This is a genomic window from Pseudomonas sp. ADPe, assembly GCF_014843515.1.
In the GTDB taxonomy this organism is placed as follows: Bacteria; Pseudomonadota; Gammaproteobacteria; order Pseudomonadales; family Pseudomonadaceae; genus Pseudomonas; species Pseudomonas citronellolis.
This window is the reverse complement of record NZ_CP062122.1, coordinates 6,787,204-6,804,874: the sequence shown is the minus strand read 5'-3', so window position 1 is coordinate 6,804,874 and position 17,671 is coordinate 6,787,204. Positions and strand designations below refer to the sequence as shown.

Sequence of the window (17,671 nt, the reverse complement as noted above, 5' to 3'; positions counted from 1 at the left end):
CGGAGGGGTTCAGGCGGGCTCCAGGGTCACCCAGTAGCGCGTCAGGCTGCTGACCTTCAGCGGCAGCATGTCGGCCAGCAGGCGCAGGCCGGCGTCGTCGTTGCCCAGGGGGATGGCGCCGCTGACGCGCAGCCCGGCCAACTGGGGCGCGCAGCGCAGCACACCGCTACGGTAGCGGCCCAGTTCGGCCAGCAGGGCGTCCAGGCGCATGTCCTGGGCCAGCAGCATGCCGTTTTCCCAGCTGCTGGCATTGGCGTCCGCCGTCTGCACGGCCTGCAGGGCGCCGGCGCTGAACAGCAGCTGCTGGCCGGCCTCGACCTGGCGCCGCGCGGCAGTGGCGAAGGGTTCCACGGCGACGCTGCCTTCCAGCACGGCCACCCGGCACGCCTCGCCCAGGTCGCGCACGGCGAAGCGCGCGCCGGCGGTGCGCAGCAGGCCCTGGCGGCTTTCCACCAGGAACGGCCGCGGCGCGGGCGCCGGGTCGGCGTGGGTGGCGACGAGGATTTCGCCGTCGAGCAGGCGCAGGCGGCGTTCCCGAGGGCTGAAGCGGATGTCCACGGCGCTGCCGGTGTTGAGCGTCAGCAGGCTGCCGTCGGGCAGTTGCACGCGCTTGCGCTCGCCGGTGGCGGTGCGCTGGTCGGCGCTCCATTCGGCCCAGGGCAGATGGCGCGCGCCCAGCCAGGCCGCGGGCGCCACCGCCAGCAGCAGGCCCAGGCGGTTGAGCATCTGCCGCCGGCTCAGGCCGCGCTCGCCCAGGCGTTGCAGGCTCTGCCGGCCCGTGCCCGGCGGCAGCTGCTGCAGGCCGCCGAGCAGGCTTTCGGCGCGGCGCCAGGCTTCGGCGTGCTGCGCGCTGCGTCCGCGCCATTGCTCGATGGATTGCTCGATGGCCCGCAGGTCGGCGGCGCTGGCCGGGCGTTCGCCCAGGCGCACCAGCCAGTCGGCGGCTTCGCCGAGAATGCGCGGGTCCAGCGTCTGCTCGTGCATCAGGCCAGGCTCAGGCAGGCGATGAAGGCCGCGCGCATGTAGCGCTTGACGGTCGCCAGGGACAGGCCCAGGCGCTCGGCGATGGCCGGGTAGGTGAGGCCGTCCAGCTGCGCGAGCAGGAAGGCTTCGCGGGTGAGGGCGGGCAGTTCGCCCAGCGCTGCGTCGATGCGTTCCAGGGTTTCCAGGATCAGTTCGCGGGCTTCCGGGCCGGGGGCCAGTTCCTCGGGCAGCGCGGCCAGGGCTTCGAGGTAAGCGCGCTCCAGCTCCTGGCGGCGCCAGCGGTCCACCAGCAGGCCCTTGGCGATGTGGGTGAGCAGGGCGCGCGGGCGATCGCCGACGTCGCTCAGCGGCCGGCGCAGCAGGCGCAGGAAGGTGTCCTGGGCCAGGTCGGCGGCATCCCAGGCGTTGCCCAGGCGGCCGCGCAGCCATTGCTGCAGCCAGCCGTGGTGGCGTTCGTAGAGGGTGTGCAGGTGCTGGTCGGCGGAGGGTTCGGCGAATGCCACGGTGTCGTGCGCCAGATGATCATTTGCGAATGACTCTCATTTTATGTCGGTTCCGCCGCGCGGCGCAATGCCGCGATGCCGCAGCCGGTCGGCGCATGTGCCGGGCGCCGTCATCGGCACTGGAATTGCCGCGCAGACGCGCTACCTTGAGCCTGTCCCGAATGCATAATTCGAGGGTTTGCCTTCTTCGGCGGACGGCTTCGCCGTTCGCGGTCGAAACCTCAAGTCATCCAGCAGAAACGGAGCACATCATGGCTCGCACCACGCCCATCGAGCTTTATCGCAACATCGGCATAGTCGCGCACGTGGACGCCGGCAAGACCACCACCACCGAGCGCATCCTGTTCTACACCGGGGTCAACCACAAGATGGGCGAGGTGCACGACGGGGCGGCGACCATGGACTGGATGGTGCAGGAGCAGGAGCGCGGCATCACCATCACCTCGGCGGCCACCACCGCCTTCTGGCAGGGCTCGACCAAGCAGTACCCGCACAAGTACCGCTTCAACATCATCGACACCCCCGGCCACGTCGACTTCACCATCGAGGTGGAGCGCTCGCTGCGCGTGCTCGACGGCGCCGTGGTGGTGTTCAGCGGCGCCGACGGCGTCGAGCCGCAGTCCGAGACGGTGTGGCGCCAGGCCAACAAGTACCACGTGCCGCGCCTGGCCTACGTGAACAAGATGGACCGCCAGGGCGCCGACTTCCTGCGCGTGGTCGAGCAGATCAAGCGGCGCCTGGGCCACAACCCGGTGCCGATCCAGCTGGCCATAGGCGCGGAGGAGAACTTCAACGGGCAGATCGACCTGGTGAAGATGAAGGCCATCTACTGGAACGACGACGACCAGGGCACCAGCTACCGCGAGGAACCGATCCCCGCCGAACTGCAGGCGCTGGCCGAGGAGTGGCGCGCGCACATGATCGAGGCCGCCGCCGAGGCCAACGATGAGCTGATGAACAAGTACCTCGAGGGCCAGGAGCTGAGCCTGGAGGAAATCAAGGCCGGCCTGCGCCAGCGCACCCTGGCCAACGAGATCGTCCCGGCGGTGCTGGGTTCCTCGTTCAAGAACAAGGGCGTGCCGCTGGTGCTGGACGCGGTGATCGACTACCTGCCGGCGCCCTCGGAAATCCCGGCGATCAAGGGCACCCACCCGGACGACGAGGAGAAGCACGACGAGCGCCACGCCGACGACAGCGAGCCGTTCTCCTCGCTGGCCTTCAAGATCGCCACCGACCCCTTCGTCGGCACCCTGACCTTCACCCGCGTGTACTCCGGCGTGCTGAGCAGCGGCGACGCGGTGCTCAACTCGGTGAAGGGCAAGAAGGAGCGCGTCGGGCGGATGGTGCAGATGCACGCCAACCAGCGCGAGGAGATCAAGGAAGTGCGCGCCGGCGACATCGCCGCGCTGATCGGCATGAAGGACGTCACCACCGGCGACACCCTGTGCGCCATCGACAAGCCGATCATCCTCGAACGCATGGACTTCCCCGACCCGGTGATCTCGGTAGCGGTGGAGCCCAGGACCAAGGCCGACCAGGAGAAGATGGGCATCGCCCTGTCCAAGCTGGCCCAGGAAGACCCGTCGTTCCGCGTGAAGACCGACGAGGAGACCGGGCAGACCATCATCTCCGGCATGGGCGAGCTGCACCTGGACATCATCGTCGACCGCATGCGCCGCGAGTTCAACGTCGAGGCCAACATCGGCAAGCCGCAGGTGGCCTACCGCGAGGCGATCCGCAAGAAGTGCGAGATCGAGGGCAAGTTCGTCCGCCAGTCCGGCGGGCGCGGCCAGTTCGGCCATTGCTGGATCCGCTTCGAGCCGGGCGACGAGGGCAAGGACGGCCTGGAGTTCCACAACGAGGTGGTCGGCGGGGTGATCCCGCGGGAGTTCATCCCGGCGATCCAGAAGGGCATCGAGGAGCAGATGCAGAACGGCGTGCTCGCCGGCTACCCGCTGATCGGCCTGAAGGCCACGGTGTACGACGGCTCGTACCACGACGTCGACTCCAGCGAGATGGCCTTCAAGATCGCCGCCTCCATGGCCACCAAGCAGTTGTCGCAGAAGGGCGGCGCGGTGCTGCTGGAGCCGGTGATGAAGGTCGAGGTGGTGACCCCCGAGGACTACATGGGCGACGTGATGGGCGACCTGAACCGCCGCCGCGGCCTGATCCAGGGTATGGAAGACACCCCGGCGGGCAAGGTGATCCGCGCCGAGGTGCCGCTGGGCGAGATGTTCGGCTACGCCACCGACGTGCGCTCCATGTCCCAGGGGCGCGCCAGCTACTCCATGGAGTTCACCAAGTACGCCGAGGCACCGGCGAACATCGCCGATGCCATCGTGAAGAAGAACAACGGGTGAGGTTTGCGGGGTGAAGAACGGCGCCCGAGGGCGCCGTTTTTCATTGGGGCGGGATGCGATGCCTCATGGTGACTGCGGTTCGCGAGCAAGCTTGCTCCTACGAGAAGCCGTGCCTCCCGGGGACTGTAGGAGCAGGCCCTGCCTGCGAATCGCGCGCAGGGCGCGTTCCTACAGGGCGTGGTGTGGGTGGGGCGGCGTAGGAGCGGATCTTATCCGCGATCCGCGCCGGAACGTCCGGCTATCGCGGACAAGGTCCTAGGTTCCAGGAAGCACGGCTTTTCGTAGGATGGTGTTGAGCGAAGCGATACCCATCAGCGCAACCGCATGGGTTTCGCAAGCTCAACCCATCCTACGAAGAGCACCTCGGCGCAAGCACAGTTGCTCCTGTACCTTGCAGCCGCGCCATCAGGACCGATACAGCATCGGCCTGCGCAGCCGCAGGTAGCTGTAGCCCTCGCGGACCATGGCGATGCGTTCCGGCTCAAGGTCGGCGATCAGCAGTTCCCCGGCCTGTTTCGCCCGGGCCATCACCTGGCCGTCCGGGGCCACCACGCAGCTCAGGCCGCAGTATTCCAGTTCGCCTTCGCTGCCCTGGAAGTTGGCGTAGGCGAGGAACACCTGGTTCTCGTAGGCGCGGGTCGGCACCAGCACCTGGCAGACGAACTCGTAGGGGTGCATGTTGGCCGTCGGCACCAGCACCAGGTCGGCGCCGGCCAGGGCCAGGGTGCGCACGGCCTCGGGGAACTCGACGTCGAAGCAGATCAGCAGGCCGAGCTTCCAGCCGTCCAGCTCGACGATCGCCGGCGGCTCGTCCGAGGGGCTGAACTGGTCGCGGTCGAGGTCGCCGTACAGGTGCGTCTTGCGGTAGTTGGCGCGGCGCTCGCCGCGGCGGTCGATCAGCTGCACGCTGTTGAACGGCGCGCCGGCCGGGTTGCTTTCCGGGTAGCCGTAGAGGATGCCGACGTCGAATTCCCGGGCGATCCCGGCCACCGTCTCGGCGATGGCGCCGTCGGCGGCTTCGGCCAGGGCGGCGACGCGTTCGGCGCCGATGTTGTAGCCGCTGGCGTACATTTCCGGGCAGACCAGCAGGTCCGCGCTCTGGGCGGCCGCGCGTTGCGCGGCCTCGCGCAGCCGGCGCAGGTTGCCGGCGAGGTCGTCGGGCCCCGGGGGGCACTGGTAGAGGGCGAGGCGCATGGCGCTTCCTCCTTGGTCAGTCGGGCAGGGCCACGGGGCCCAGTTCGGCATAGCGGTCGCCGGGGCCGGGGTTGTCCGGGTGGGTGGCGCCGCCGAAGTGGTGCAGGATGCCCCACACAGCGTTCAGCGAGGTCTGTACCGCGCCTTCGACCCAGGCCGGGGTCCAGGATACATCGTCGCCGGCGATGAAGATGCCGCGCTGCTCGGCGGGCAGGTCGTCCTGCATGAAGTGCGAGTACATACGGTGGTTGTAGCGGTAGTGGCCGGGCAGGGCGCCCTTGAAGGCGCCGAGGAAGTGCGGGTCGGCCTCCCAGGACACGGTGATGGGGTTGCCGATCACGTGGCTGGCGATGTCCACCTTCGGGTAGACCTTCTTCAAGGCATCCAGCGCAAGCTGCACGCGCTTCTCCACTGGGTGCGGCAGCATCTTCATGGCGTCGCTCATCCAGGAGTAGGACAGGCAGATCACCCCGGGCTTGTCGTCGCCATTGTCGAACAGGTAGGTGCCGCGGGTCAGGCGGTCGGTGAGGGTCATGCTCATGACGTCGCGGCCGGTCTGCGGGTCCTTGTCCTTCCAGAACGGCCGGTCGACCATGACGAAAGTCTTCGACGACTGCATGTAGCGGGTGCGGTCCAGGGCCATCCACATTTTCTGCGAGAACAGCGCTTCCTCGCATTCGATCTGGGTGGTCAGCAGCCAGCTCTGGCAGGTGGTCAGCACCGCGGCGTATTCGCGGGTGTCGCCCCAGTAGTCGGTGACCGCCAGGTTGCCGCTGGCGGCGCGGGCGATCTTCTTCACCCCCGGGCGCGGCGCGCCATTGTGCAGTTTGGCCAGGGAGGTGCCGGCCGGCCAATGCGCGCAGCGCTCCGGCACGTGGTTCCAGATGCCGCGCGGCACCTGCTCGACGCCACCGACCACCAGGTGCTGGTGGTCGTCGCAGTTGGTCATCACCACGCGGAAGATCTCCAGCATGGAGTTGGGGAAGTCCGAGTCCCAGCCGCCGGTGCCGAAGCCGACCTGGCCGAAGATTTCGCGGTGATGGAAGGACAGCCGCGAGAAGGCCTTGGAGGTGGCGACGAAGTCATAGAAGGTGCGGTCGTCCCACAGCGGCACCAGTTCGTCCCACAGCGCCTTGAGCTTGATGGTGTCGCGTTCGCGGATGGCGTCCTGAATCTCGGAGAAGCGCGCGCCGTCCTCCAGGGCGTCGGCCCAGGCCTGGGCGACCTCGCGGAAGATCTGCGGCAGGTCGTCGATCTTCTCCGCGTAGTGGCTGGTGCCTTCCAGGTCCACCACGGTGCTGCCGGAGGCCGGCGTCAGCGGGTTGGGGAAGGGTTTGGTCTCAAGACCCAGCTTGTCCACGTAGTGGTAGAAGGCCGTGCTGGAAACCGGGAAGCGCATGCCGCCGAGTTCTGCGATGACGCCCTCGGCGCCCTCGAAGGGCTCCGAGCGCAGCCGGCCGCCCAGCTTCGAGGCCTCGTAGACCACCGGCTTCAGGCCCAGCTTCATCAGTTCGTAGGCCGCCACCAGCCCGGCGATGCCCGCACCGACGATGGCCACTTCCTGGCCATGGTTATGCGCCGGGATGCTGCCCAGGCCCGCCGGGTGCTCCAGCCAGCCGTCGAAGGCGAAGGGGAAGTCCGGGCCGAAGATGGTCACCGGTTGCTTGCCGGGGGTATGGGGGTGGCGGTTGTTGTGCATTTATCTCTCCCAAGGATTCTGGCGTGCCTGGCCCTTGTTCCAGCATTGCCCAGGCAGGTGTCTCTTGCACCGCCGCACGCGCTCCGCGGCGGGCCTTCCGATGGATGGCGCGAACGCGGAGAGGGCAAGCCTGGCCAGGCTTGTCGGCCGGCCCTGGCGGGCCGGCGCTGGTGCACATGGTGGCAAAGCCGGTCGTTGAAATGAATCCGCCAATCTGCAAAATGACGGAGCTATTCCAGGCAATTCAACCAATGGATTCGACAAAATGACGAGAAACGCCGATGCGGCCCTGCTCAGCCTCCTGCGCGCCAATGCCCGCGAGTCGGTTTCCGAGCTGGCACGCAAGCTCGGGGTGTCGCGCTCCACGGTGCAAAGCCGGATCGAGCGCCTGGAGCAGCAGGGCATCATCAGCGGCTATTCGATCAAGGTCGCCGACAGCTACGCGCAGTCGCTGGTGCGCGCCCACGTGCTGGTGACGGCGCTGCCCAAGCTGTCGCATCAGGTGGTGCAGGCGCTGGAGAAGATCCCCGAGGTGAAGACGCTGCACTCGGTGAGCGGCCAGTTCGACATGATCGCCATCGTCGAGGCCCTGTCGATCCGCGACCTGGATGCCTTGCTCGACCGCATCGGCGCGCTGGACGGGGTGGAGCGCACCATGTCGTCGATCATTCTCTCCACCCGCATCGACCGCTAGGGCCGCAATGGACTCCCGCTATTGCCCGGCATTGGCTATTCGGCGGCCCCGCAACGGCGTCTAAGGTATCTGCATTCCCGCAACCGGCGGGCCCCACTGGAGAGAGACATGAGTGCACGTATCGAATGGGCCGGGCAGTCCCCCAGCGCTTACAAGGCCATGCTCGGGCTGGAGCAGGCGCTGGAGAAGTCCGGCCTGGACAATGGCCTGCTGGAGCTGATCCGCCTGCGCGCCTCGCAGATCAACGGCTGCGCCTACTGCGTGAACATGCACGCCGACGACGCGCGCAAGGCCGGCGAGAGCGAGGCGCGCCTGCAGACCCTCAGCGTCTGGCGCGAGACCAACTTCTTCAGCGCTCGCGAGCGCGCCGTGCTGGCCTGGGTGGAAAGCCTCACCCTGCTGGCCGAGAAGCACGCCCCGCAGGCGCAGTTCGACGCCCTGCGCGAACACTTCAACGACACCGAGATCGTCGACCTGACCCTGGCCATCGCCACCATCAACGCCTGGAACCGCTTCGGCGTCGGCATGGCCATGGTGCCCTGAGCGGCCGGCTGCGGGCCCTCGTCATCCGGAAAAGACGATTTTCCGACGCGAGGTGAGTGGAAAGGGCATGAAGGAGGGCTTTCCCAGAGGCTTTCGGCATAAGTCAATAGGCCGGAACGGGCTGCTGAGATCGTTTCGGCATCGGCCTTATAGGAAAACGGTCAATGGGCGCGTCAAGATATTGCTAGCTTTACAACTTGGAGCGCCAAGTTTCTGTTTTATAAAGTTTTTCAAAAAAATGGCGCCAAGGAAGGGAGCATGCTCGAAGTAGCGTCGAAACGGCGTCGCCTGCTGGTGGTCGATCCCTGCGATGACTGCCAGCGATTATTGCCCGGGCTCCGGGCAGCAGGGTGGGAGGTAGACAGTTGCGGGCTCGACGTGGCGAGCGAACGCAACTGCGACGTCGGCCTGCTGCGTCTGCATCCGCAACACCTGGAGCGCCCGGAGTCGGTGAAGGACCTCATCACCCGCAGCGGCACCGAGTGGATCGCGGTGCTCAGCCCGGACGCGTTGCCCATCCAGGAGGTGGGCGATTTCGTCTGCGAATGGTTCTTCGATTTCCATACCCTGCCGTTCGACGTGGCGCGGGTGCAGGTCACCCTCGGCCGCGCCTTCGGCATGGCGCGCCTGCGCGGGCGCGGCGGCACCTACCACAGCCTGGAGCACCAGCACGAGCTGCTCGGCGAGAGCCGCTCGATGCAGGAGCTGCGCCGCCTGCTGGCGAAGTTCGCGCCCACCGAGTCGCCGGTGCTGATCCGCGGCGAGAGCGGCACCGGCAAGGAGCTGGTGGCGCGCACCCTGCACCGCCAGTCGCGGCGGGCCAACCGGCCGTTCATCGCGATCAACTGCGGGGCGATTCCCGAGCACCTGATCCAGTCCGAGCTGTTCGGCCACGAGAAGGGCGCCTTCACCGGCGCGCACCAGCGCAAGATCGGCCGCTTCGAGCAGGCCAACGGCGGCACCCTGTTCCTCGACGAGATCGGCGACCTGCCGCTGGAGCTGCAGGCCAACCTGCTGCGGGTGCTGCAGGAGAAGCAGATCGAGCGCGTCGGCGGCAGCCAGCCCATCGCCGTGGACGTGCGCGTGCTGGCGGCCACCCACCTGGACCTGGAGAACGCCATCCGCACCGGCAGCTTCCGCGAGGACTTGTACTACCGTCTGAACGTGCTGCAGGTTTCCACCCTGCCGCTGCGCGAGCGCAATGGCGACCTGGCGCTGCTGGCCAACCACTTCGCCCACCTTTATAGCGTCGAGACCGGCCGCCGCCCGCGGCGCTTCAGCGACGACGCCCTGGCGGCGATGGCCGAGCACGCCTGGCCGGGCAACGTGCGCGAGCTGGCCAACCGCGTGCGCCGTGGCCTGGTGCTGGCCGAAGGCAGGCAGATCGAGGCCCGCGACCTGGGCCTGGAGCGCCAGCGCGGCGGCTCCGGCAAGGTGCCGCTGGTGACCCTGGAGGAGTACAAGCTGGGCGCCGAGCGCCAGGCCATGTGCGACGCCCTGGCCCGCCACGGCGACAACCTGAGCCTGGCGGCGCGCATGCTGGGCATCTCGCGGCCGACCTTCTACCGCCTGCTGCACAAGCACCAGCTGCGCTGAGCAGGGTGCAGCAACGACAACGGCCCCGAAAGGGGCCGTTGTCGTGTGCGGGGTTCAGAAGTAGTAGGGGAATTTGACGCTGAAGCTGAAGTCCGGGGCATCGGGGCTGATGCCGATGGACAGGTTCGGCACTATGGTCAGGTTGTTGCTCCAGGCGTAGGTCAGGCCCCAGTTGAAGTAGGCCGCGTTGGCGTCGCTGTCGGTGATCGACTGCCAGTCGCCGCCGTCGGGCTTGAGCTTGCTCTTCTGCGAGATCAGGTCGGAGAAGGAGAACGACATGCTGGTCCTTTCGTTCAGCGCGAAGGCCACGCCGGCGCCGACCTGGAACCAGTCGCCCAGGTCCACCTTGCCGCCGAGCTTGGTGCCCTGCTGCGGGCTGATGTCGCTGAAGTCGCGCTCGAAGTTGTGGGTGTAGCTCAGGCTGGCGAAGAGCACCGCCGGGTCGACGGTCTTGACCAGCGAGATGCCCGGGGTGACGGACCAGACGCCGTTGCCGGTGGGCAGGTCGTCGGGCACGTTGAGGCTGTCGTTGTCCGGCGCGCGGACCAGCTTGATGCCGTAGGGGTCCTTGCCGGTGGGGGCTTTCACCCGCAGGCTGAACACCGCGTCCGGGCGCGATTCGGTCTCGTCCATGAACTTGTAGGCGATGCCGAAGTTGACGTCGCCCAGGGTCGGGTCGCGGTCGACCTTCTCGTCGGTGGACTGCGCGGTGGAGTTGCCGGCGCCGGCCGAGGAGTAGGTGCTCTCGCGGTAGACCACGGGCACGTTGATGTCGAACTGCCAACGGTTGTTCCAGTTGTAGCGGCCGGTCAGGTCCAGGGTCCAGTTGTCGGCCTTGATGTTGTCCACGCCGATGTTGCCCAGGAAGATGGTGTCCAGCGCCAGGAAGCCGTTGAGGATCAGCTGCTTGGTGTCGTAGTGGGTGTAGGTCAGGCCCGTCTCGAAGCTGAAGGCGCCGTTGCCGAAGAAGCCGCTGGCCTCGTCGTAGAGGTTCTCCACGCTCTTGGGCGGGTTGTTGCTGTCGTCCTTGAGCGATTCGCCGTAGGAGCTTCCGGTGCCCGGCGGCGTCGGCTTGTTGGTGGCCGTGACCAGGCGTTTGGGCTGCGCCGGGGTCGCCGCCGGCTGTTCCTCTACCTGGCGAACCCGCTGCTCGAGCACCATGAGCGCTTTCTGTTGCGACTCGTAGCGTTGCTTGAGCTCGATGAGTTCCTGTTTCAGAGCCTCCACCTCGGCCTCCGTCGCAGCATGGACGAAGGCCGAGGGGAGCAAAGCGGATACACAGATTGCAGTGCGAAGCGTGAGCGATCGGTGCATGGCGCGCTATCCCTATCTTTATCGTTTGGGCACTACTTCCGCCACTGAGCGTAGATCACATTCCCATGGATCGCAGGCCCTTGAGCTGGTCGAGATTGCAATCCAGCGCTCCGACGGAAGGTGCGTTGTTACGCAGGACCACGTTCAGCTGGGTGAGGTTGTTGACCAGGTTGCTGCTACCCAGCAGGTTGGTGGCCTGCACCAGGCCGCCGGCCCCCAGTTGCTGGAGGCTCGAGCCTTGGCCGTTGGCGTTGATCGCCAACTGGATGTTCCCGTTGCCGGGGGACACGGTGACGGTGCCGGCGCCGTTGCTGGCGCTGACCGGGCCGTTCAGGGGCGTGCCCTGGTTGCTTGCGGCGGGCGCCTGGTCGGCTTCGCTCACGTTGATGCCGACATTGTTGTAGGCGGTGTTGTAGTCACCCGCCGAGCGTGCGCTCTGGGTGACGCCCTGGGTCTGGTTGAGCCCCGCGCCACCGACGATGCTGCCGGTCGCGGCCGAGGGTGTGCCGCCGTTGCCGGTTTCCTTGGTGGTGGTGACGTAGAACTGCGGTTTGATGGTGGATTCCTGGATCTGCATGCTCACCTTGGCGCCGATGTTGTCGCCGACGGCGTTTTTCCAGGTACTGCTCATGACGATGCCGAAGCTGATGATGCGCCCGGGCATGACGTAGCGGCCGCGCAATTGGGCCAGCTCCTGGTCGTGCAGCTCGATCGGCCGGAATATCTCGGAGGCCTGGATCGGCAGGCTGGCCACCAGGCAGGCGGTGGCGAGCAGCGGAATGGTTCTCATCGTTCGCTCCCCGAGAGGATCCCACCTCTCGTTATCGTTTGGCTCACAGGAAGTCGCTCTGGATGAATCCGAAATCCATGAGCTCCGCGTCCTTGACGGGGCGGAAGGTATCGAGGCGGTTCTTCGCGGTCAGCGGTTCCGGCGGGCTCATCAGGGCGTTGGCCCTGTCGTAGCCGGGGCCGATGATGGCGAAGATGATGCCGTTCCAGCCCTTGAGAAAATCTTCTTCCGTGTAGCGCTTGTGGCCGAGCACGGGGTCGCCCACGTAGACGTGGCCGTTGTGCGTGCGCTGCAGCACGACGAAATGCTTGTAGCCACGCACGTCCAGCAGCACGATCACCGGAATGGTCAGCTTCTCCAGGGAGGAGACCGGGATGCGGTAGCCGCGGGCCCGCATGCCGATGCTTTCCAGGTAGGTCTTCATGTCCAGCATGGAGAATCCCTGGGTACGCACCAGTTGGGGGTCGGCCTTGACCAGCATGCCGCGGATGACGAACTCCTCGTCGACGTCGAGGTTGTAGCCGGTGCGCAGGATGGTGGCCAGTGCGGCGGCGCCGCAGCTGAAGTCGGTCTTCTGCTCCACCAGGTTGCTGAAGCGACGTTCGCGGATGCTCTCCACGTGCTTATAGGCCAGCGTGCCCCCGGGCAGTATGGCGAAGGGCAGCTGCGCGGCCTGGAGCAGGCCGGAGCAGAGTGCGAGGAGCAGGAAAGCGAGCGTGCGCATGATCGTGACGCCTATGCCAGCGCTGAGAAAGGGGAGGCTCCGTTGCCGGAGCCTCCAGGTACAGCACGATGTCGCTTAGAAGCCAGTGACTGCGCCAGTGCTTACGCAAGCCTGGCAACCGGCGGCGATGGACAGCGAGTTGCTCTGTTGGTTGCCGACGCCGGCAGCAACGTTCACGCCTACGTTACCCGACACGCCGTTGAGCGAGCTGTTGATGGAAGCGTTGTTCACGACCGGGTCCTTCCAGCCGCTGGGAACCAGGACCTGATAGGTAGCCTGGCCACGCAGATCGATGGAGCCCGACTCGCTGAAGTACAGCGGATCCTTGTCCACTTTGTTGCGGTCGTTGTCTTTGTAGTCGTGATGACCACCTTTTTCCGGGTCATCCAGCACTACGCCCGAGCCATGGCCCTGATAGGTGCCATGAGCGTAGAAGCTGGACTTGAGGGTCTTGGTGTCGAAGGTGGCGATGCCCAGGTTGGCTACGTTGTTGCCGCTGGAGGTCTGGCTGGCGCCGCTGTTGGCACCGGCCAGGCGCCCACCGGAAACGGCGGCGGCCATGTCGTTTTTCTGTTGGTTGTAGTTGCCGGCGGCGATGTTGATGCCGACGTTGCCCGAGGCGCCGTTGGCCGAGTTGTTCAGAGCGGCGTTGTTGGCGGTGGAGAAGTTCCAGGCAGTGTTGTTGGTGTTGGTCTGGGTCACCGAAGTGGACGCGTAGGCGGAGCCGAAGATGAAGTGTTCATCCGCGGTGGCCAGCGCGGCGGCATTGGCCTGCTGGTTCATGTCGCCAGCGGCGACGTTGGCCCCGACGTTGCCCGAAGCGCCACCCAGGGAGTTGCTGACACCTGCGGTGTTCTTGGTCCCCTGGTTGATGACGTTGTTGTCGTAGCTGTTCTGGCTATCGGTAACGGTAGCGCTGGCGCCGGCCTGAATCCGCGGATCCTTGTACGGATCGTACTGCTGTTGGCCGTGATGGTTGTCGTGGTCATGGCCGTGGCGACGGTCACGATCATGGTCATTGCCTGCGTAAACACTTACAGCCATGACTGCCGTAACAGCGAAAACCAGAGGCTTGAGGGCCATTGTAGGTTTCATGGTGTATCTCCTTGCATTTAGTGTGCTTAGTGTTTCTGGTTGTTGGCGTGGGTCAATCTGCGACCCGGATGCTCAAGGTATTGGCAATGCGATTGCCGATACCGGCACTCTGGCTCACCTGGACCACCCCCCGGCTGCCGGCGAATGCCTGGTCGCTGGTGACGACCTGCCGACTGCCCATGGTGGAACCGGCTGGGCCGGAGTTCTGGGACAACGTGATGTTCTGCTGCGACAGCACGTTGTCGTCGACGCTCTGAGGCACCGCGGTGACGCTGATGCTCATGGCGTTGACCTGTTGGTTGGCGGTACCGGCGGCCTGGTTCACGCCCAGGGCGCCGCTGCCGTTGGAGAATGAGTTGCCGGTGATCGAGGCCTTGGCGGCCTGGCTCGGGTCGGCAGTGGTGATGACGCTCTGCTGGAACCGGGTGCTGGCGCCGCCGCTGGTGCCGATGGCGATGGCGCGGCCGTTGGCCTGTTGCTGTTCGTCGCCGGCGGCCTGGTTGACGCTGGCCACACCGTTGTAGCCGCGCCCGGCGTTGTCGATGCTGGCGTTGTTCACCAGCTGCGGGTCGGCGGCGAAGGCGCTGGAGCAGCAGAGCAGGGCGAGAAGGGGCAGGCGTGCTTTCATGTCAGCGATCTCCCGTCAGCATGCGCAGCGGCGACAGGCCCTGCTGCACGGTGCGATTGACCGAGTTGGAGATACCGGCGCCACTGCCGCCGCCGCCACCCAGGCTGCCGGACTGCAGCGTCTGGTTGGCGCCGTTGTCCATGCCCACCAGGTTGCCGCCCGGGAGAATCCGCTGGGACAGGCTCGAACCGCTGGTGACGCGGGCGAACTCGGCGTCATCCAGTTCGGCGTTGCCGACCTGGCGGTTGATCTGGGCGGAGATGTTCGGATTGACGGTGATCGGATTCGGATCGGGCACCATGGTCGGGCGGGTGGCGACCCGTGGCTGTACGGTGCGCTGGATGACGATGGTGCCGTCACCCGCTTGGACCGTCGGCGGCAACGCAGCAGCGGTCATGCAGGCGAGGGAGGCGAGCAGTCCGACGATCCTTGAGTCGATGTTCCCCATGATGGCGATCCCTTCTGGTGCGCTGTGCCCTAAACAGCAGTACCGGGATGGAGCAGAAGCCGTGCCGCTTTTGCTTATCGCTTGAAATTCATGGGCTTACGAATTACTGACAGAAACCTCTGAGAGAAACCTGTTTCGCCGTTGAGACAGAAGGGCGGGTGGCCATCCCCGCCAAAAGTGGGGCAAGCCCTCTGGAATGGGGCTTTGCGTGCAGGCGTATCAGCGTTGAAACAGTTTTTCGTGATGCCATCGTTGTTTGCGTCATTCCTGAGGCTGAGCACTCTCGGGCTGTTTCAGGGCTGATACATGATGGCCACTCAGAGGGGCTTTTGGTACGAATGTGCACTTTTCATTTCAAGGGCTTAGCGAAGGGAATGCGAGTGTTAAGGGAATGATCGCGAGCGCTGCCTGTCTCATTCCACCGCCTGTTCGCGGCCAGGGCCGGAGGGTGGGTTGCGCAGATGCGAGAAATTTTCGTTACACGCTGACCCGCGGCACTGCAATGCAGTAGCATGCCCAGCCTTTCGTCGGGCCCACCAGCGGGGCCGGATGGCTGCACACAAAACAGAAGAAACACGAAAAATGCGCCTTCGGGGGAAGCAGTATGGAGTTTTGGAATGCCTTTCAGGCGTTCGTCCTGGGAGTGGTCGAGGGGCTGACCGAGTTCCTGCCGGTGTCCAGCACCGGGCACCAGATCATAGTCGCCGACCTGCTGGGCTTCGTCGGTGAGCGGGCCCAGGCCTTCAACATCATCATCCAGCTGGCCGCCATCCTGGCGGTGGTCTGGGAGTTCCGCGGCAAAATCCTCGAGGTCATCTGCGGCCTGCCCAGCCAGCCTCGCGCACAGCGTTTCACCGTCAACCTGCTGGTCGCCTTCTTCCCCGCCGTGGTGCTGGGCGTGGCCTTCGCCGACCTGATCCACCACTACCTGTTCAACCCCATCACGGTGGCGGCTGCGCTGGTGGTCGGCGGGGTAGTCATGCTCTGGGCCGAGAAGCGCGAGCACCGCATCCGCGCCGAGAGCGTCGACGACATGACCTGGAAGGACGCCCTGAAGGTCGGCTGCGCCCAGTGCCTGGCGCTGGTCCCCGGCACCTCGCGCTCCGGCGCCACCATCATCGGCGGCCTGCTGTTCGGCCTGTCGCGCAAGGCGGCCACGGAGTTCTCCTTCTTCCTGGCCATGCCGACCATGGTCGGCGCCGCCGTCTATTCCGGCTACAAGTACCGCGACCTGTTCCAGCCCAGCGACCTGCCGGTGTTCGCCGTGGGCTTCGTCACCTCCTTCATCTTCGCCATGATCGCCGTGCGCGGGCTGCTGAAGTTCATCGCCAACCACAGCTACGCGATGTTCGCCTGGTACCGCATCGGCTTCGGCCTGCTGATCCTGGCGACCTGGCAGTTCAGCCTGATCGACTGGAGCAGCGCCGCTCCCTGAGGCCGCGCGGATGAACATGGAAAAGGACGGCGTCATCAGCCGCTGGGACGACGACAAGGGCTTCGGCTTCATCCGCCCGCGCGCCGGCGGCGAGGAACTCTTCCTGCACATCTCGGCATTCCGCGGCGACCGCCGGCCCCAGGCCGGCGATGCGGTGCGCTTCGTCGCGGGTTCCGATCGCCAGGGCCGCCCGCGCGCCGAACATGCGCGCCTGGCCGGGCTGGCCGTGGACCTGCCCGAGATCCGCCGCAAGCCGGCGGCGCCTGCGACCCGCGCCAAGGTCCGCAGCGGCCGGCAGATCGCCGAGCCGTCCCGGCCGAACGGCTGGGGCAGGGCGCTGGGCTGGCTCGCCGCCTTGCTGCTGTTGCCTGCGGTCGGCGCCGGCCGCCTGCTGCTCGCCGGCGCCGCGCCCTGGTGGCTGCTGGCCTACCCGCTGTTCAGCCTGGTCGTCTTCTTCGCCTACTGGCGCGACAAGCGCAGCGCCGAGCAGGGCGCCTGGCGCACGCCGGAACAGACCCTGCACCTGCTGGAACTGCTGGGCGGCTGGCCGGGCGCCTTCCTGGCCCAGCGCCTGCTGCGCCACAAGACGCGCAAGCCCAGCTACCAGTTGGTGTTCTGGGCGATAGTGCTGCTGCACCAGGTGTTCTGGCTGGACCGCCTGCTCGGTGGCGTGCTGCTGGCGCGGGTACTGCCGGCGTTCTGAGCCGCCTTACAGCGGTTCGTCGCTGCGGCCGAAGCCCTCGGCCAGGTAATCGATCAGCGCCCGCACCGCCGGCAGCAGGCCGCGCCGGTGTGGGTACACCGCCTGGATAAAGGCCGCCGGTTCCTGCCAGTCGGGCAGCACCCGCACCAGTTGGCCGCTGGCCAGTTCTTCCAGGCAGTAATAGAGGGGCAGGGTGGTGATGCCCAGGCCGGCCAGTGCCACGTTCTTGCGCAGGTTGAAGTCTTCCGCCGCCAGGCGCGCTTCCAGGGCCAGTTCGCGGACTGCGCCGCCGGGGCCGTGCAACTGCAGGTGCACCTTGCGGTCGTTGCCGATGGCGCCCAGCACCGGCAGCCCGGCCAGGTCGTCCGGGCCCTGCAACCGGCGGCCGCGCAGCAGCTCCGGCGCGGCCACCAGCACCGCAGCGGCCGGGCGCAGGCGGCGGGTGACCAGCGACGGGTCCTCGTCGCCGGGGGCGCGCACGCGCAGCGCCACGTCCACGCCTTCGTTGACCAGGTCGACGCGCCTGTTGGTCAGCAGCAGCTCCAGGTTGACCTGCGGATAGCTGGCGAGAAAGCCCGGCAGCATGGCGTTGAGCGACGTCTCGGCCATCGCCACTGGGCAGGACAGGCGCACCCGCCCGCGGGGCTCGGCGCTGAGCTGGGCGACCACCTCGTCGGCCATCTCCGCCTCCACCAGCATCGCCTGGCAGTGCCGGTAGTAGCGCTCGCCGATGTCGGTGAGCGCCAGCTTGCGCGTGGTGCGCTGCAGCAGGCGCGCGTTCAGGCGCGCCTCCAGCTCGGCGACGCGCCGCGACAACCGCGACTTCGGCAGCCCCAGTTCGCGGCCCGCGGCGGCGAAGCCACCGGCCTCCACCACCTTGGCGAAATAGAAGAGATCGTTGAGGTCCTGCATGGGATTGTCCTGCTGGTGGGACGATTCATCGCATTTTTGCCGACTTATC

The 17,671-nt window shown here is 66.6% G+C and carries 17 protein-coding genes; 6 read left to right on the top strand and 11 right to left on the bottom strand.

The genetic code is table 11. The features are described 5' to 3' along the window. Window positions 1-9: 9 nt before the first annotated feature. Window positions 10-984: a FecR domain-containing protein gene (locus IG194_RS30745; RefSeq protein WP_058489853.1), complete on the bottom strand. Its 975-nt coding sequence runs from the start codon at window positions 982-984 to the stop codon at window positions 10-12. Then, on the bottom strand, window positions 984-1,487 hold the full coding sequence (locus tag IG194_RS30740) for a sigma-70 family RNA polymerase sigma factor (RefSeq protein ID WP_058070898.1): 504 nt from the start codon (window positions 1,485-1,487) through the stop codon (window positions 984-986). The genes IG194_RS30745 and IG194_RS30740 overlap by 1 nt, the downstream gene beginning before the upstream one ends. A 251-nt stretch (window positions 1,488-1,738) precedes the next feature. Between IG194_RS30740 and fusA the strand changes: the two genes are divergently transcribed. Next, on the top strand, window positions 1,739-3,847 hold the full coding sequence (gene fusA / locus IG194_RS30735) for an elongation factor G (RefSeq protein ID WP_009620411.1): 2,109 nt from the start codon (window positions 1,739-1,741) through the stop codon (window positions 3,845-3,847). Window positions 3,848-4,252: 405 nt separating this feature from the next. On the opposite strand, the gene IG194_RS30730 is transcribed toward fusA, so the two are convergent. Together IG194_RS30730 and IG194_RS30725 are read right to left on the bottom strand one after the other, a co-directional pair. Then, a complete protein-coding gene (locus IG194_RS30730) occupies window positions 4,253-5,041 on the bottom strand; it encodes a carbon-nitrogen hydrolase family protein (protein WP_043316677.1) in 789 nt (262 codons plus the stop codon). 16 nt (window positions 5,042-5,057) lie between these two features. Further along, window positions 5,058-6,740: a flavin monoamine oxidase family protein gene (locus IG194_RS30725; RefSeq protein WP_058489852.1), complete on the bottom strand. Its 1,683-nt coding sequence runs from the start codon at window positions 6,738-6,740 to the stop codon at window positions 5,058-5,060. A gap of 265 nt (window positions 6,741-7,005) precedes the next feature. On the opposite strand from IG194_RS30725, the gene IG194_RS30720 reads away from it, so the two are divergent. The 3 genes from IG194_RS30720 (at window position 7,006) to IG194_RS30710 (ending at window position 9,573) form a co-directional block, all read left to right on the top strand. Continuing rightward, complete coding sequence (locus IG194_RS30720; RefSeq protein ID WP_043316681.1) at window positions 7,006-7,434, top strand: Lrp/AsnC family transcriptional regulator; 429 nt, start codon at window positions 7,006-7,008, stop codon at window positions 7,432-7,434. 108 nt (window positions 7,435-7,542) lie between these two features. After that, complete coding sequence (locus tag IG194_RS30715; protein ID WP_043272907.1) at window positions 7,543-7,977, top strand: carboxymuconolactone decarboxylase family protein; 435 nt, start codon at window positions 7,543-7,545, stop codon at window positions 7,975-7,977. A gap of 258 nt (window positions 7,978-8,235) precedes the next feature. Continuing rightward, complete coding sequence (locus IG194_RS30710) at window positions 8,236-9,573, top strand: sigma-54 dependent transcriptional regulator (protein WP_009621799.1); 1,338 nt, start codon at window positions 8,236-8,238, stop codon at window positions 9,571-9,573. A 54-nt stretch (window positions 9,574-9,627) separates the two neighbouring features. Here the strand turns inward: IG194_RS30710 and IG194_RS30705 are convergent, their stop codons facing one another. The 6 genes from IG194_RS30705 to IG194_RS30680 all read right to left on the bottom strand — a co-directional run bounded on the left by IG194_RS30705 (window position 9,628) and on the right by IG194_RS30680 (window position 14,572). Next, window positions 9,628-10,887 carry a hypothetical protein gene (locus IG194_RS30705; RefSeq protein WP_043272906.1) on the bottom strand — a complete coding sequence of 420 codons (1,260 nt, stop codon included), beginning with the start codon at window positions 10,885-10,887 and terminating at the stop codon, window positions 9,628-9,630. Between the two features lie 55 nt (window positions 10,888-10,942). Then, window positions 10,943-11,677 carry a hypothetical protein gene (locus IG194_RS30700; RefSeq protein ID WP_009621804.1) on the bottom strand — a complete coding sequence of 245 codons (735 nt, stop codon included), beginning with the start codon at window positions 11,675-11,677 and terminating at the stop codon, window positions 10,943-10,945. 43 nt (window positions 11,678-11,720) lie between these two features. Beyond that, the gene (locus IG194_RS30695) at window positions 11,721-12,401 is read right to left on the bottom strand and encodes a C39 family peptidase (RefSeq protein ID WP_009621806.1); all 681 of its coding nucleotides are present in this window, start codon (window positions 12,399-12,401) and stop codon (window positions 11,721-11,723) included. Between the two features lie 75 nt (window positions 12,402-12,476). Then, entirely contained in the window at window positions 12,477-13,496 is a 1,020-nt protein-coding gene (locus tag IG194_RS30690) for a hypothetical protein (RefSeq protein WP_009621808.1), read from the bottom strand. Between the two features lie 52 nt (window positions 13,497-13,548). After that, complete coding sequence (locus IG194_RS30685) at window positions 13,549-14,124, bottom strand: hypothetical protein (protein ID WP_043316687.1); 576 nt, start codon at window positions 14,122-14,124, stop codon at window positions 13,549-13,551. Window position 14,125: 1 nt separating this feature from the next. Then, window positions 14,126-14,572: a hypothetical protein gene (locus IG194_RS30680; protein WP_058489851.1), complete on the bottom strand. Its 447-nt coding sequence runs from the start codon at window positions 14,570-14,572 to the stop codon at window positions 14,126-14,128. Window positions 14,573-15,176: 604 nt separating this feature from the next. Here IG194_RS30680 and IG194_RS30675 point away from each other — a divergent pair. Continuing rightward, window positions 15,177-16,007, top strand: a complete 831-nt coding sequence (locus IG194_RS30675) for an undecaprenyl-diphosphate phosphatase (RefSeq protein ID WP_009621814.1) — start codon at window positions 15,177-15,179, stop codon at window positions 16,005-16,007. Window positions 16,008-16,023: 16 nt separating this feature from the next. Then, on the top strand, window positions 16,024-16,710 hold the full coding sequence (locus tag IG194_RS30670) for a DUF1294 domain-containing protein (RefSeq protein WP_058490989.1): 687 nt from the start codon (window positions 16,024-16,026) through the stop codon (window positions 16,708-16,710). A gap of 6 nt (window positions 16,711-16,716) precedes the next feature. On the opposite strand, the gene IG194_RS30665 is transcribed toward IG194_RS30670, so the two are convergent. Further along, window positions 16,717-17,622, bottom strand: a complete 906-nt coding sequence (locus tag IG194_RS30665) for a LysR substrate-binding domain-containing protein (RefSeq protein WP_058489850.1) — start codon at window positions 17,620-17,622, stop codon at window positions 16,717-16,719. Between the last annotated feature and the right edge of the window lie 49 nt (window positions 17,623-17,671).

Coding starts and splice junctions, on each gene's coding strand:
- IG194_RS30680 (WP_058489851.1), bottom strand. CDS start 14,572: ATGGGGAACATCGACTCAAGGATCGTCGGACTGCTCGCCTCCCTCGCC.
- IG194_RS30685 (WP_043316687.1), bottom strand. CDS start 14,124: ATGAAAGCACGCCTGCCCCTTCTCGCCCTGCTCTGCTGCTCCAGCGCC.
- IG194_RS30710 (WP_009621799.1), top strand. CDS start 8,236: ATGCTCGAAGTAGCGTCGAAACGGCGTCGCCTGCTGGTGGTCGATCCC.
- IG194_RS30705 (WP_043272906.1), bottom strand. CDS start 10,887: ATGCACCGATCGCTCACGCTTCGCACTGCAATCTGTGTATCCGCTTTG.
- IG194_RS30670 (WP_058490989.1), top strand. CDS start 16,024: ATGGAAAAGGACGGCGTCATCAGCCGCTGGGACGACGACAAGGGCTTC.
- IG194_RS30725 (WP_058489852.1), bottom strand. CDS start 6,740: ATGCACAACAACCGCCACCCCCATACCCCCGGCAAGCAACCGGTGACC.
- IG194_RS30720 (WP_043316681.1), top strand. CDS start 7,006: ATGACGAGAAACGCCGATGCGGCCCTGCTCAGCCTCCTGCGCGCCAAT.
- fusA (WP_009620411.1), top strand. CDS start 1,739: ATGGCTCGCACCACGCCCATCGAGCTTTATCGCAACATCGGCATAGTC.
- IG194_RS30745 (WP_058489853.1), bottom strand. CDS start 984: ATGCACGAGCAGACGCTGGACCCGCGCATTCTCGGCGAAGCCGCCGAC.
- IG194_RS30675 (WP_009621814.1), top strand. CDS start 15,177: ATGGAGTTTTGGAATGCCTTTCAGGCGTTCGTCCTGGGAGTGGTCGAG.
- IG194_RS30700 (WP_009621804.1), bottom strand. CDS start 11,677: ATGAGAACCATTCCGCTGCTCGCCACCGCCTGCCTGGTGGCCAGCCTG.
- IG194_RS30715 (WP_043272907.1), top strand. CDS start 7,543: ATGAGTGCACGTATCGAATGGGCCGGGCAGTCCCCCAGCGCTTACAAG.
- IG194_RS30690 (WP_009621808.1), bottom strand. CDS start 13,496: ATGAAACCTACAATGGCCCTCAAGCCTCTGGTTTTCGCTGTTACGGCA.
- IG194_RS30730 (WP_043316677.1), bottom strand. CDS start 5,041: ATGCGCCTCGCCCTCTACCAGTGCCCCCCGGGGCCCGACGACCTCGCC.
- IG194_RS30665 (WP_058489850.1), bottom strand. CDS start 17,622: ATGCAGGACCTCAACGATCTCTTCTATTTCGCCAAGGTGGTGGAGGCC.
- IG194_RS30695 (WP_009621806.1), bottom strand. CDS start 12,401: ATGCGCACGCTCGCTTTCCTGCTCCTCGCACTCTGCTCCGGCCTGCTC.